This window comes from Maribacter sp. Hel_I_7, assembly GCF_000688315.1.
Taxonomy (GTDB): domain Bacteria; phylum Bacteroidota; class Bacteroidia; order Flavobacteriales; family Flavobacteriaceae; genus Maribacter; species Maribacter stanieri.
Genome location: NZ_JHZW01000001.1, coordinates 70,674 through 85,837, shown reverse-complemented (window position 1 = coordinate 85,837; position 15,164 = coordinate 70,674). Strand labels below are relative to the sequence as shown.

The window sequence follows — 15,164 nt, the reverse complement described above, 5'->3', positions numbered from 1 at the left end:
TCATCGATATTTAGAATTGATTTCCCCAGAAGATTTACCTTCCAAGAGAAAGTTTACATTTCGGATGAATAGATTTTAATATTAAATTGTAACAAACCACCAAGTTACTCGTCAAGTAGGTGTAACCAATCAAAACACACCTGACGTGAGTACCATTTTAACAGTCAATCATCTTACTAAAAAATTCGGGTACCTAACCGCAGTCAAAGACCTCTCGTTTACCATTGAAAAAGGTAACGTTTATGGTATTCTTGGACCAAATGGCAGTGGAAAATCGACTACGCTTGGCATTGTTTTAAACGTAGTCAATAAAACCAGCGGAGAATTTTCTTGGTTCAATGGTCAATCTTCAACACATGAAGCTTTAAAAAAAGTAGGTGCCATAATTGAGCGTCCTAACTTTTACCCATATATGACCGCTTTGCAGAACTTAAAATTAGTCTGCAAAATAAAAGATGTACCGGAAACTAAAATTGAAGAAAAGCTAGAATTAGTTGGCTTGCTTGATAGAAAGAACAGCAAATTTAAAACATTCTCTCTAGGGATGAAACAGCGCTTGGCAATTGCCTCTGCCCTATTGAACGATCCAGAAATTTTAATATTAGATGAACCTACCAATGGTTTAGATCCGCAAGGTATTCATCAAATTAGAGAAATTATAAAAACTATTGCAGCAAAAGGCACTACTATTTTACTTGCCTCACATTTATTGGATGAGGTTGAAAAAGTGTGTACACATGTCGTTATTTTAAGAAAAGGGGAAAAACTATATTCTGGAAGAGTTGATAGTCTACAAGCTAGTTTCGGATTTTTCGAATTAAAATCTGATGACTTAGAAAATTTAACTTCTTACTTAAAAAGCAATCAGCATTTTGGCAGTATAAAACAAGAAAATGGTCTGGTTACCGCAATTTTAACATCAGAGTTAGATGCCCAGACATTGAACAAACTACTATTTGATAATGGTATTATTGCATCTCACCTAGTTAAAAGGAAAGAGAGTTTAGAAGAGCAATTTTTAGCTTTAACCAAAAATGCCAACGCCTAACAAACCAACAAAATGATACGATTACTTCATATAGAATTTATAAAACTTTGGAACAACAGAGCTAGTAAGGTGTTGATTATCTCATATTTTGCGCTGCTAACATCCATAGCACTGGTAGCTGCCATAAAATTTGACATTGGTCCTATTAAATTTCATTTAGCAGATCAAGGTATTTTTAACTTCCCATACATCTGGCATTTTAATACTTTTATTACTGCATTTTTTAAATTATTCTTGGCAATCGTTATCGTTTCTATGATGTCTAATGAATACAGCAATAAGACCATAAAACAAAACTTGATTGATGGGCTGTCCAAGAAAGAATTTATCTTCTCTAAATTCTTAACGGTAGTCTCATTCTCTTTAGTTTCAACAATATTTGTTTTTATAGTTTCGTTGATTTTAGGTCTTATTTACTCAGATTTCAATGAAATATCTATCATTCTTACCGATTTAGAGTTCCTTTTAGCTTTTTTCATTAAACTAACGGGGTTCTTTTCCTTCTGTTTATTCTTAGGTGTATTGGTAAAACGATCTGCTTTTGCCTTAGGTTTTTTAATACTATGGCAAGTTTTTGAAGGAATTTTTCGTGGCATTATCAGATGGAAGTTTTTTGATAGCGAAACCACTGATATTATTATGGGGTTTTTCCCTTTACAATCAATGTTCAACCTTATCAAAGAACCATTCTCAAGATTAGGAGCGGTACAATCTGTAGCCAACCAAATGGGAGAGCAATTAGCATTAGATTATTACATACACTGGTATGAAATTGTTATTGTAGTGGCATGGATAGCCATTTTCGTATATGGTTCATTAGCCATATTAAAAAGGAGAGACCTTTAATACATCTGTTTAGACAGGTAATTAGTCCCATTTGTTAACCATACAGAAGTTTACATTTTCATTTTGTAGTATATTGTACTGTTTACGAAAATGCTATGAAAAAGAATTGGGACATAAAATTACCCAGGGTATTGGTTCTACCAATATTTTTCATTGCACTGCTATTTGGCACTTTAGAAACCTTAGCACAAGACTGCCCAGCTTTGGTAAGCCCGGCAGATGGTACCAATATGGTATCCGTTGACTCTTCTATTAGTTGGGAAGCCGTAGCTGGAGTACCAGGTTATATAATTTCATTAGGTACAACAATAGGCGGCAATGATATTTTAAATGAACGAAACGTTGGAGCTTCAACAAATTACATGCCACCCACTGGATTACCGGAGAATACCGAAATTTTTGTAACCATTACTCTCTTCTTTTTCAATCAACCAAATATAGTCTGCGAGAGTCAAAGTTTTACGACTTCAGCTTTAAGTGAAGTTCCCGATTGTAGCGCAAACATTAGTCCGGCAGATACTGCAATTGAAATTAATACGGCAACCAATATTATTTGGGGTGCCGCACCCGGCGCGTCTGGATATTACTTAACCATAGGCACAACTTTAAATGGTAGTGAAATTCTAAATAATGCAGATGTTCAAAATACACTGAGTTATAATCCTTCTATTGATCTACCAGCAGAAACCGATATTTACATAACAATAATCCCCTATAATAGAATTGGTTTGGCTACAGGTTGCAGCACCACTATCTTCACAACGGCCGCCACCGCAGAATTACCGTTATGCTCGAGTATGGTTTCCCCAGTAAACGGTGAAACAAATGTGCCCCTGAGTCCTACATTAGAGTGGAACGAAATTGCAAATGCAACTGGATACCGGGTATCTATTGGCACATCACCCTTTGAAACTAATATTTTAGAAAATGCCATTCTTTTTAAAGCTTCTACTACAATTATCGACTTTGAGCCTAACCGGACTTTCTTTATTACAATAATTCCTTTTAATGAAGCTGGTGAAGCCATTGGATGTACTCAAGAAACATTCTCTACAATACTGGGTTGCGGACCATATTATGATCCGGTAAGTGGAGAACTTTTAATCTTAAATCCGTCATTGACATTCCCAGATACAATTTCCTTATGCAGAGGTAACACATCAAATACAATCACTGCACCCGATGAAGCCGATGGCTATAGATGGTACAAATTAGATAGCAGAGGAAATGAAACTTTAATTTCTAGTACCGCAAATGTGTCTATAACAGAAGAAGGAGATTATATCTATGAGTCATACGACATCTTCGAAGACTCAGGCAGATTTTTTGAATGCTCATCATCAAAAACATTTCAAGCAACTATATCTCAGGCACCTGTAATTGAAAATGTCGATGTTCAAATAAGCGCAAATTTATTAAACTATATAATTTCAACAGCAGCTAATGGTGATTATGAATATGCCTTAGATAATGAAAATGGACCATATCAAAATTCTAACCAATTCAACGGAATTTCATTTCAAAATCATACCATATTTGTTAGAGACAAAGGAGGGTGTGGTATTGCCAAGCGTTTAGTGACACAAGATTTAACCGTTAACGGGTTCCCTAGTTTTTTTACACCTAACGGCGATGGTATTAATGACTTCTGGCAATTTATACCACCTGTTGAAACCGGTGAAAACAATGTATCCGTTATTTTTATTTTCGATAAATTCGGTTCTCTACTGGCTCAAATAGCTCCAAATACAGATGGCTGGAACGGTAGTTTCAATGGAAAATCCTTACCAGAATCAGACTATTGGTTCAAAGCTTTTTCTACGAATAACAAAATAATAAAAGGTCATTTTTCATTGAAGCGATAGATGCAATGATTCTGTTTATCGAACTCTTTTAACTCGTACATCTTTCGTAATTTTATAGCATGAAATTTAAAGTAGTATCAGACTTCAAACCCACTGGGGATCAGCCAAATGCCATTAAAGAATTGGTGAAAGGAATAAATGAAAATGAAAAATACCAAACTTTATTAGGTGTTACGGGTTCTGGTAAAACTTTTACGGTAGCCAATGTCATTGAAAAAGTTCAAAAACCAACGCTTTTATTAGCGCATAATAAAACCCTTGCAGCCCAACTATACTCAGAGTTTAAGCAGTTTTTTCCCGATAATGCGGTTGAATATTTCGTGTCATATTACGATTATTATCAACCGGAAGCATTTATACCTACTAGCGGTGTTTACATAGAAAAGGATCTTTCAATTAATGAGGATATAGAAAAACTACGTCTTAGTACTACCTCTTCATTACTTTCTGGTAGACGAGATGTAATTGTTATTGCTTCCGTTTCATGTTTATATGGTATTGGTAACCCTGTAGAATTTCAGAAGAATGTTATATCTATAAAAAAAGATCAGGTAATTGCCCGTACAAAGCTTATGCATCAATTAGTGCAGTCTTTGTACTCTAGGACAATGGCGGAATTTAAAAATGGAAACTTCAGGGTAAAAGGTGATGTGGTAGATGTGTTCCCTAGTTATGCAGACCACGCATATAGAATTCATTTTTTTGGAGATGAAATTGAAGAAATAGAAGCATTTGACCCCTTCAACAATAATATTATAGAGGTATATGAGAATTTAAACATCTACCCTGCCAACATGTTTGTTACCTCTAAAGATGTATTGCAAAATGCGATACACAACATACAAGACGACCTAGTTAAGCAAATTGATTATTTCAAAGACATTGCAAAGCCATTAGAAGCAAAACGTTTAGAAGAGCGTACTAATTTTGATTTAGAAATGATTCGTGAACTTGGGTATTGCTCAGGTATTGAAAACTACTCTAGATATTTAGATGGTCGCCAACCCGGAACAAGACCTTTCTGCTTATTAGATTATTTTCCAGATGACTATTTAATGGTAATTGACGAAAGTCATGTTACCATACCACAAGTTCATGCAATGTATGGTGGTGACCGATCTAGAAAAGTAAATTTAGTAGATTATGGATTTCGTTTACCGGCAGCAATGGACAACCGTCCTTTAAAATTTGAAGAATTTGAGGCTTTACAAAATCAAGTTTTACATGTTAGTGCTACTCCTGCAGATTATGAATTACAATTAAGTCAAGGAGTTTATGTGGAACAAGTTATTAGACCAACAGGACTTCTTGATCCTATTATTGAAGTTAGACCAAGTTTAAATCAAATCGATGATTTGGTAGAAGAAATTCAAATTAGAGTTGAGAAAGATGAACGGACTTTGGTAACTACTTTAACAAAAAGAATGGCGGAAGAGTTGGCAAAATATATGGACAGAATTAATATTCGATGTAGATATATTCATAGTGATGTTGACACATTAGAGCGTGTAGAAATCATGCAAGATCTACGAAAAGGAATCTTTGATGTGCTTATTGGAGTCAATTTATTAAGAGAAGGATTAGACTTACCAGAGGTCTCTTTAGTCGTTATTTTAGATGCCGATAAAGAAGGTTTTTTACGTAGTAATAGATCGCTTACACAGACAGTTGGTAGAGCTGCAAGAAACCTAAATGGAAGGGCAATTATGTATGCAGATAAGATAACGGCAAGCATGCAAAAAACAATTGACGAAACAGAATACAGAAGACAAAAACAGATCCAATATAACACAGATAACAACATAACTCCAACAGCATTAAACAAGAGTTTGGATAGTGTACTTTCTAAGAATTCTGTCTCTACTTATCACTTCATAAAAGAAGAGTTAAGAGCAGCTGAACCAGACATGGATTACCTAACCAAAGAACAGATTGAAAAGCTTATAAAGGACAAAAGAAAAGCAATGGAAAAAGCAGCAAAAGAATTAGATTTTATGCAGGCTGCGAAATTGAGAGATGAAATAAAATCGCTTCAAGAGCAAGAATAAGTCAAGTTTAGGAAAAATTAACCAAAATGGAAGTTAGATATATTTAAACTTCACTTAAAATTGTATAAAATACTGGTTTATAATTATTTAAATAAAATTTTTAGACAAGACTAAATCTTATAATTTTTATATTAAATGAAAAATTTAGTGAATTTATTGCTTATTGCAGTATGTATAAGCAGTAGTTTAAATAGCTTTTCACAGAAGTTAAAAAGCGATGACATTAGATTAATGGTCGATGAAAATTTCATGACCGCTTCTACGAATTTACATCATTTTTTAAGATTACCAAATGACGGTAATTTTCCCGAACAAATTGAAAATAATAAAGCTTGGTGCGATAGTGTTTTTAAGAGTTTAAAATTCAAAACACAGACCATAATTACCGAAGGTGCACCCCTACTTTTTGCCGAAAAAATATATCATAAAAACAGAAAGAGCATTCTATTTTATTTACAAATTGACGGGCAACCTGTCGACCGTTCTGAGTGGTCTCAAAACGATCCTTATGAACCCGTTTTCAAGACCTTGAAAAATGGAGAATGGACAACGGAAGAATTTGATTCTAATCAAAAAAACATACCAGATGATCTAAGGATTTTTGCAAGATCTGCATCCGATTCTAAAGGTCCGGCGATGTCATTAATTTCAGCACTGAAAATTTTAAAAGAACAACAAATTATTCCAGAATACAACATAAAAGTAGTCATGGATTTTCAAGAAGAACTTGGCTCACCAGATTTACCAAAAGCTGTTCTTAACAATAAAAGCCTCTTACAAGCAGAAATGCTTTTGATAATGGACGGCACTAGACATCTTTCTAATTTACCAACTTTGACATATGGCGCCAGAGGTATTACTACAGCAACAATTACCATTTTTGGTTCGACCGATGCATTGCATAGCGGTCAATATGGAAATTATGCACCGAACCCCGTTTTTAAGGCAGCACAATTAATAAGTAGTTTCAAAGATGAAAAAGGCATAGTTCAAATTAATGGGTTTTATGAAGGTGTCCATTTATCTGATCGCGATAAAGAACTACTTAATTCTATACCAGAAAATATGGACAGTCTAAATTTGAGACTGGGCATTGCCACTTCTGAAAAAGTTGCAGACACCTATCAAGAGGCATTACAATTTCCATCTTTCAACATTAGAGGCTTAAAAGCTGGATGGACAGGCAAGGAAGTCCGCACTCTAATACCCGAAGAAGTTATTATTGAAATAGATATGCGATTAGTACCTGAAACGCCAGGGGAAAGACAAATAGAATTACTAAGGGCGCATATTAAAGAAGAGGGGTTTTACATCGTGGACTCTATACCAACTAAAGAAGAAAGAGCAGCTTACCCTAAACTCGTGTCTCTCGATTACAGAATTGGCTCAAAACCATTTAGAACAGAAATGGATAGTTCAATCGGTGAGTTTTTAAATTCGGCTTTAACTAAAGTGTTTGGTAATAAAATTGTAAATATGAGAACTACCGGTGGATCCCAACCTATGGCGCCATTTATAGAAACATTGAATATTCCCGCAGTATCTATTCGAATTCCCAACCCCGATAATAATATACATGCCCCTAATGAAAATCTAAGAATGGGAAATTATAGGGAGGGTATAATTTCATGTATTGCGTTATTAACTGAAAAACTACCATAAAAAAAGTGCTTTGATTTCTCAAAGCACTCAACTAAACAACTCTAACCAACCTAAAAAAAACTTAGTACTTAAAACTTATTTTAACTCAATCAATCTTTTTGGTTTCGGCAAAGCCTCTTCTTTTTTTGGAATATTGAATTTTAAAATTCCCCCTTCATATGTCGCTTCAATATTATCTGTTGCAACTGTATCCGGTAAAGTAAATGATCTTTTAAAAGATGAAATACTAAACTCTCTTCTTGTAAAATTCTCTTTTACTTCTTCATTCTCTTCTTTAATTTCTGCTGATATAGTTAATACTGAATCATCAATTTCAATTTTGAAATCATCTTTAACCCTTCCAGGTACAAAAAGTTCTAATTCAAAATCTTTCTCATTTTCTTTGATGTTCACCGCAGGAACGGTAGCACGTTTATTTTCTGTACCACCAAACCAATCTGGTCTAAATAACTCATTCATTAAAGCTGGGAACAAAACCTCATTTCTCTTTGTTAAACTCATAATCGTATATTTTAAAAAATTAATTCATTATTTGATTTGAATAGAACAAAGTATGTACCAAGCATAATTTAATGTCATTTTGTCCGGTAAATAGAATTAAATACTGCCATTTTGTCTTAAATTTATCTTAAAGAGTCCGTATTATGTTTATTTAAGCGCTATTCTAGTGACAAGAATGACTAGTTTTATTGATAGAATTTTTAAAATGGATAAACTAACCAACTTCTTTCATCAAATACGTACTAAAATTGCTTTCTTCCCTACTATTATTTCATTAGCAGGTTTATTCTTAGCATTTTTTATGATATTTCTAGAACAACAGAATATTTCTGGTTACCTCATGAAAGTGGCTCCTGCTTTGGTTATTGATGATACAGATACTGCCAAAACTATTCTAAGCACTCTAATAGGAGGTTTAATCTCGCTGACTGTATTCAGCTTCTCTATGGTTATGGTGCTATTGAACCAAGCTTCTAGCAATTTTTCACCAAGGGTTTTGCCCGGTATTATTTCAGATGAAAAACATCAGATTGTTCTAGGGCAATATATAGCAACCATACTTTACAATATATTTATTCTAATTTCTATTGAACCTACAGAAAAGTCATACCAAACTCCGGGCTTCTCTGTGTTATTAGGTATTATTTTAACCGTTATTTGCCTAGCAGCCTTCATCTATTTTATTCATCATATTTCACAGGCTATACAAGTAGGTAATATTTTAACGGCAATTCATTCCCGAACCAAATCTGAAATAAAATCTATTGTAGATGAACAAAGTGATAATTCATTTCAGTTTCCAAGTCATGATCATTGGGAGGAGTATGAAATAACAGAATCTGGTTATTTTCATGGATTACTTCATGATGATTTATTAGAATTATGTAGAGAGAACGATATAAAAGTTATAATTCAACTACATAAAGGGCAGTTCATATTAGATGGTACCATTGGTCTATTAACAGAAACACCTATAAATACGGATTTAAAAACTAAACTTATGGCTACGCTACTTTTTAGTCATGAAGAACTTATAGGTGAAAACTATATTTATGGGTTTAGGCAAATTTCTGAAATTGGAATAAAGGCAATGTCTCCAGGTATTAATGATCCTGGCACTGCTTTAAATACCATCGACTATCTAACCTCTCTATTCATTGATTTAATGAAAAAAGCCGATTTTGAATACTTGACGGATGAGGAAGGGACTAATTGGTCGCGTATTAAATGTGCCAAGTTTTCTGAGGTATTATTTAATGTAATGGCTACATATAGATTGTACTGTAAGCATGATATAACAGTGATGAGAAAACTACTACACATGCTAAAAACATTAAGCAATCATGTTATTAATTCCAATCAATTAACCATTATAGAGGAAGAAATAAAACAATTAAGAGAAGATGCAAACACCAATATTGAAAACAAAAGAGATTTAGAACAATTAGATGCCAATTTCATTTCTTGGTCTTAATTATAATGCGCCTTAAAAATTGCGATTAACATATTGGGTGGCACAATTTTACTAGGGTATTTATGCATAATAGTTAACACTTGCTGAATTGCGCCTGGTGGCAATCCCATTTTTAAACCAATATCATATATTCTTTTAACCTCATTTGGTTCTTGATTCTCATCAACATTCATAAGAAGAACTAATCTATTGAATTGTACGAGCCTATCTGACTGAGATTTAGGAATAACATGCTCAACATCAGTATTAAAAAGACTATCAAACGTTTTCTTACTCACCTCTAATTGCTGAGCAACGGAAAATAAAAAATCATACTCCGATTCCTTTATTTTATTATCGATTTTCGCAAACGAAATCATTTCTGATAAAATACTTAACTTCTCTTTATTAGTAGGCATATTCTTACGTAACAATTTGATATTCAGGGACTACATTTTTAAACGTAGCAAACCATTCTTTATTTCATTAATGGTTATAACGTAGTACTAAAATTAATATTGAAATAAAATATCTTATTTTTTAAACTAGTTTAATAGATTCATTTTAAAAAATAAAATGTGGTTACTATATATGAATCACCTATTAATATGATATTGAAACCAACAGGTCATATTTTTATAATAACTTGCAGTCCTTAAAATTGCGATATGACTAATAATGATGTTTTTAAAAAATTAAGAGTAGCTTTAAAATTCAGGGATGATCAAATCGTTGAAATTCTTCAGTTAGTAGATTTTAAAATTTCTAAAAGTGAATTAGGTGCTTTCTTTAGAAGCGAAGACCATCCTAATTATATGGAGTGTGGCGATCAAGTACTTCGTAATTTCTTAAACGGATTGGTCATTCATTTGCGTGGCACAAAAGAAGACCCCAAAATACCGGGCGAAGTTCTTTTAAGTATGTCTGGAAATACGGCGAAATCTGCTCCAAAAAAGACAGTGAGAGAAGATTTTAAAACTAAGCAAATGAAAAAAGTGGATACTGGTATTAGCCATGTGAAATATAAAAACAAAAAAAAATCATGATACACCTCTATGTATCATGATTTTTTAACGGCAATCTCAATAGGGATTACGCCTTTACACGTACAGGAATAGTATATACCTTACCCTCCTCTACTTCAGCCAAATTAACCTTTTGATAGTTTAATTTGCTTTTGACAAAACTTTCCATTTTATCAAATTTTGTATTTACAGATAATACTACAATTTCACCATCTGAGTTCAAGGTGAAACGAACTTGTGCTGTTAGATCGTTATGCATTTCAGAGAAATTATTCTCTGATAACATTTCTGATATCTGTATTGAAAGATTTTTTGTAGGGTTTTCACCTTTTACATCGTTAGCTAATACATTACCTGTTGCAAGTAGCATTGCAGCTAAGACTACTAAACTTAATTTTCTCATGACTTTTTGTTTTTTACTCCAGTTATTCTGAAGTATGATTAATAATTGATTGATGATGAATTACTAAAAAGACGATTGTAAAATAAGAATGTTACAATTTAAACTCATTTTAACATCTCTTTAATAGTAATTCCTCAATTATACACCCCAAATTTAGAAATACAAGTCATGCGAAAAACATGATAACAGAGTCTTAACCATTATTTCATTTCGGTAACATAAAATATAGATTTCCTCCTTTTATGATTACGATTACTTAAAACAGAACACACAATAAATACTTAATAACTGATATTTCTATATTAATTGACAAAAAAAAAGAACGCTAAATAAGCGTTCTTTATAAAATGGTAAGTGGTAATTCTACTAGTCTGCTATTTCTATTGGAATAACGTAAACTATATCTGAATTGCCCGGTTCAAGATTTTTAAAATCAATACCGTTCTTTAAAAACTCTTTTAATTTACTATTGGTAGATTCAATTGATAATAACCTGTACATACCATCTTCTGCAACAGCAATTTTAATTTCGGCTTTGGCTCCTCTTATTTGATCAGGTATATCCTCATCAGCTAACATCTCATGAATTTGAGAAGTTATCCACTTTGTTCCTTTATCCTCATTAGACTCGGTATCATGAGCCGTAACAGTTCCAATCCCAAATGTTAACATTGCGATTAAAATAATTTTGACTTTTTTCATACTATATATTTTAAAGGTTTGAAAATTACACGTATTTATTGCATATACTACAAAATAACGTATTTAAAATATCAATATGATAATTTTAACATCTATTTAATATTAAATTAATAATATACATAGTTTTTAGCCATATAAACTGCATTTTCAATAATTACATTAAAACTTAAAACAAAAAAAGACCATTCAAAATGAATGGTCTTTAAAAATATGATAAGCAAATGAGTTTAAGCCAATACCGCTTTAACCTTATCTGCTGCTTCTTGAAACTGAACAGCTGATTCAACTGCAAGTCCAGAATTGTCGATAATCTCTTTTGCAAGCTCTGCGTTAGTACCTTGTAATCTTACGATAATTGGCACTTTCATTGCATCGCCCATATTCTTATAAGCATCAACAACACCTTGTGCTACACGATCACAACGAACGATACCACCAAATATGTTTATTAGAATTGCTTTAACGTTAGGATCTTTTAAAATAATTCTAAAAGCTTCTTCAACTCTTTTAGCATCTGCAGTACCACCAACATCTAAGAAGTTAGCTGGCTCACCACCTGCCATTTTAATTAAATCCATAGTAGCCATTGCAAGACCTGCACCGTTAACCATACAACCAACGTTACCATCAAGATCTACATAGTTAAGACCTACTTCTCTAGCTTCAACCTCAATTGGATTCTCTTCTCTAAGATCACGCATTTCTGCATATTGCTTTCTACGGTAAAGTGCATTATCATCAATAGAAACCTTAGCATCAACAGCCATGATCAAATCATCGGACGTTTTTAATACTGGGTTAATTTCAAACATATTAGAATCACTTTCTACATATGCTTTATATAATGATGCAACAAATTTTGTCATCTCTTTAAACGCAGTACCTGAAAGACCTAAGTTAAAAGCAATCTTTCTTGCTTGAAAACCTAACAAACCTGTAGCTGGATCAATTTCTTCTGTAAAAATTAAATGTGGTGTACTTTCTGCAACTTCTTCAATGTCCATACCACCTTCTGTAGAATACATAATCATATTCTTACCTGTAGCTCTATTTAATACAACAGACATATAAAATTCACTAGTTTCGCTTTCGCCTGGGTAGTAAACATCTTCTGCAACCAAAACTTGATGTACTTTTTTACCTTCTGCAGAAGTCTGCGGTGTAATTAAGTTCATACCAATAATTTGGTTTGCAATCTCTTCTACCTCTTTTAGGTTTTTGGCTAATTTTACACCACCACCTTTACCACGACCACCTGCGTGTACTTGCGCTTTAATAACATGCCATCCAGTTCCGGTTTCAGCAGTTAATTGCTTTGCAGCCTCAACAGCCTCTTTTGCATTATGGGCAACTATTCCTCTTTGGATGCGCACCCCAAAACTTGCTAATATCTCTTTTCCTTGATATTCGTGAAGGTTCATATATATGGTGATTTTAATTGTTAGGCAAAAATAGGAAACAGTAAGTAATAATCTAAAAATACTGGTGATTAATTAGAATAACTATTATAATTAACCTGATAAAAACACAAAACGCTTAAAATCTAATTGATTTTTTTAGCATTTTTAGTTCTTATATCTCAATATCTTTAAAATCTAAAGGGTCAAAATTTTTAAAATGACCATTAAGTTCAATAATTTTTTTGGTTCTTTCTACCTGAGACAATACCGTTATAGTGGAAGTTAAATGTAAACTTATAAAATTAAGACGGTCATTTTCTGATGGTATTTGCAATAATTGATATTCTTGTTCAAACGACAATCCTATTTTATGTGCTAGCGTAAAACTGTTGAATTCCTTTACATTTATCTTCGTATATGGAACATCCATAATTGTATATAGTTGTCGTATACCATTAATAATAACTTGTTTTTTTTCGTCAGTTGCTTCATAATCGTACTCCATCAGTTTAACAATTCCCCCAGCATACAACTTACCTTCCATCACATTGTCAAAGGCTAATAGTTTAAATACTTGTCTAGCAACACAAACTACATCCATTTCTCCAGTCCCATAAGTACTTACGACTTCTACCAATTGTACTTCTACGCCGTACTCCATCTTATTATTGATAAATACAGGGATACCAAAGGTTATAGCCTCTTGTCTACAATCATTTATTAATTGTTTGTAGCGTTCTTCAAAAACATGAAGTGGAACTGTTTCCCCAGGAAAGAATATTGATTGTAATGGAAATAAAGGTAATTTCATCCGTTAAAAATACAAAGCTCTTTACATTGCGCCAAAATATACAACCACCTAGATTGTTATAAATATCACAATCTGTTATTTTTATTGTAATTACGTTATTATTTTTGCTCTTAATGATTAAGAAAAGTAAATTCGCTTAAAAATAGATAGCATGAGAAATGAGGATTTATTGCAGATAGCAAAAACCTATGGTGATCCGGTGTATGTTTATGACTCGGAAAAAATAGTTTCACAATTCAATAGATTAACCAAGGCATTTGGTTCTGTAAAGAAGTTACAACTTAATTATGCAGCTAAGGCACTTTCTAATATTACTATTCTAAGATTAATGAATAGTCTAGGTAGTGGTTTAGATACAGTATCTATCCAAGAAGTACAATTAGGTTTATTAGCTGGTTTTAAACCAGAATCAATCATATTTACCCCAAACGGAGTTTCCTTAGAAGAAATTGAGGAAGCAGCAAAACTTGGTGTTCGTATCAATATTGACAACCTTTCTATTTTAGAGCAATTTGGTAGCAAGCACCCAACAATTCCTGTTTGTATTCGAATTAACCCACATGTAATGGCCGGTGGAAATTCTAATATTTCTGTAGGACATATAGATTCTAAATTTGGTATTAGTATTCATCAAATACCACATTTACTACGTATCGTGGAATTGACCAAAATGAATATCAATGGTATACATATGCATACCGGTAGTGATATTTTAGATATTGATGTATTCTTATATGCTTCAGAAATTTTATTTGATACTGCACGAAACTTCAAAAATTTAGATTTTATAGATTTTGGTAGTGGTTTTAAAGTACCGTATAAAGTAGGTGATATAGAAACTAATGTAGAAGAATTAGGTAAAAAGCTAAGTACACGTTTCAACCAATTTTGTAAAGAATATGGTAAAGACTTAACATTGGCTTTTGAGCCTGGTAAGTTTCTAGTGAGCGAGGCAGGAGTTTTTCTTGCAAAAGTAAACGTGGTAAAACAAACTACATCTACAGTTTTTGCAAGTGTAGATTCTGGCTTTAATCACTTAATTAGACCAATGCTTTATGGTGCTACACATAGCATAAGTAACATATCTAACCCTGCTGGTAGAGAACGCTACTATTCTGTTGTTGGATATATTTGTGAGACAGATACATTTGCTAGTAACAAAAGAATAAATGAAATTACCGAAGGTGATATTCTTTGTTTTAAAAATGCAGGTGCATATTGCTTTACAATGGCTAGCAATTACAACTCTAGATTTAGACCGCCAGAAGTTCTTTGGCATAAAGGAAAGGCAATTCTTATACGCGAAAGAGAAACATTTGATGATTTAATTCGTAATCAAGTAGATGTAAATGATTTATTCGCTATTAAAGAAACGGCAAAAGTGAAATAAAGCGTTTAAA

14 protein-coding genes are annotated in these 15,164 nt (G+C 32.8%); 8 read left to right on the top strand and 6 right to left on the bottom strand.

Annotated features, from left to right (window positions below):
* Positions 1–145: 145 nt before the first annotated feature.
* From P178_RS0100470 to P178_RS0100450, 5 genes are all read left to right on the top strand, one after another.
* The gene (locus P178_RS0100470) at positions 146–1,048 is read left to right on the top strand and encodes an ABC transporter ATP-binding protein (RefSeq protein ID WP_027064387.1); all 903 of its coding nucleotides are present in this window, start codon (positions 146–148) and stop codon (positions 1,046–1,048) included.
* A 12-nt stretch (positions 1,049–1,060) separates the two neighbouring features.
* Complete coding sequence (locus P178_RS0100465) at positions 1,061–1,894, top strand: ABC transporter permease (protein ID WP_027064386.1); 834 nt, start codon at positions 1,061–1,063, stop codon at positions 1,892–1,894.
* Between the two features lie 95 nt (positions 1,895–1,989).
* A complete protein-coding gene (locus P178_RS0100460) occupies positions 1,990–3,759 on the top strand; it encodes a T9SS type B sorting domain-containing protein (RefSeq protein WP_027064385.1) in 1,770 nt (589 codons plus the stop codon).
* 59 nt (positions 3,760–3,818) lie between these two features.
* Positions 3,819–5,807 carry an excinuclease ABC subunit UvrB gene (uvrB, locus tag P178_RS0100455; RefSeq protein WP_027064384.1) on the top strand — a complete coding sequence of 663 codons (1,989 nt, stop codon included), beginning with the start codon at positions 3,819–3,821 and terminating at the stop codon, positions 5,805–5,807.
* Positions 5,808–5,942: 135 nt separating this feature from the next.
* Positions 5,943–7,469 carry a M20/M25/M40 family metallo-hydrolase gene (locus P178_RS0100450; protein ID WP_027064383.1) on the top strand — a complete coding sequence of 509 codons (1,527 nt, stop codon included), beginning with the start codon at positions 5,943–5,945 and terminating at the stop codon, positions 7,467–7,469.
* Positions 7,470–7,544: 75 nt separating this feature from the next.
* Here P178_RS0100450 and P178_RS0100445 read toward each other — a convergent pair whose 3' ends face one another.
* Positions 7,545–7,970 carry an Hsp20/alpha crystallin family protein gene (locus P178_RS0100445; protein ID WP_027064382.1) on the bottom strand — a complete coding sequence of 142 codons (426 nt, stop codon included), beginning with the start codon at positions 7,968–7,970 and terminating at the stop codon, positions 7,545–7,547.
* 205 nt (positions 7,971–8,175) lie between these two features.
* Between P178_RS0100445 and P178_RS0100440 the strand changes: the two genes are divergently transcribed.
* Positions 8,176–9,444, top strand: a complete 1,269-nt coding sequence (locus tag P178_RS0100440; RefSeq protein ID WP_027064381.1) for a DUF2254 domain-containing protein — start codon at positions 8,176–8,178, stop codon at positions 9,442–9,444.
* On the opposite strand, the gene P178_RS0100435 is transcribed toward P178_RS0100440, so the two are convergent.
* Positions 9,441–9,842: a hypothetical protein gene (locus P178_RS0100435; RefSeq protein WP_027064380.1), complete on the bottom strand. Its 402-nt coding sequence runs from the start codon at positions 9,840–9,842 to the stop codon at positions 9,441–9,443. The genes P178_RS0100440 and P178_RS0100435 overlap by 4 nt on opposite strands.
* Before the next feature lie 249 nt (positions 9,843–10,091).
* On the opposite strand from P178_RS0100435, the gene P178_RS21185 reads away from it, so the two are divergent.
* Positions 10,092–10,469: a DUF1456 family protein gene (locus P178_RS21185; RefSeq protein ID WP_036145404.1), complete on the top strand. Its 378-nt coding sequence runs from the start codon at positions 10,092–10,094 to the stop codon at positions 10,467–10,469.
* A gap of 46 nt (positions 10,470–10,515) precedes the next feature.
* On the opposite strand, the gene P178_RS0100425 is transcribed toward P178_RS21185, so the two are convergent.
* From P178_RS0100425 to P178_RS0100410, 4 genes are all read right to left on the bottom strand, one after another.
* Positions 10,516–10,851, bottom strand: a complete 336-nt coding sequence (locus P178_RS0100425; protein WP_027064379.1) for a hypothetical protein — start codon at positions 10,849–10,851, stop codon at positions 10,516–10,518.
* Between the two features lie 366 nt (positions 10,852–11,217).
* Positions 11,218–11,553 (bottom strand): hypothetical protein, encoded by a 336-nt coding sequence (locus P178_RS0100420; RefSeq protein WP_027064378.1) that lies wholly within the window; start codon positions 11,551–11,553, stop codon positions 11,218–11,220.
* A gap of 227 nt (positions 11,554–11,780) precedes the next feature.
* Positions 11,781–12,974, bottom strand: a complete 1,194-nt coding sequence (gene sucC / locus P178_RS0100415) for an ADP-forming succinate--CoA ligase subunit beta (protein WP_027064377.1) — start codon at positions 12,972–12,974, stop codon at positions 11,781–11,783.
* Between the two features lie 151 nt (positions 12,975–13,125).
* Entirely contained in the window at positions 13,126–13,764 is a 639-nt protein-coding gene (locus P178_RS0100410; RefSeq protein ID WP_027064376.1) for an LON peptidase substrate-binding domain-containing protein, read from the bottom strand.
* Positions 13,765–13,915: 151 nt separating this feature from the next.
* On the opposite strand from P178_RS0100410, the gene lysA reads away from it, so the two are divergent.
* Positions 13,916–15,154, top strand: a complete 1,239-nt coding sequence (gene lysA, locus P178_RS0100405; protein ID WP_027064375.1) for a diaminopimelate decarboxylase — start codon at positions 13,916–13,918, stop codon at positions 15,152–15,154.
* The last annotated feature ends 10 nt before the right edge of the window (positions 15,155–15,164 follow it).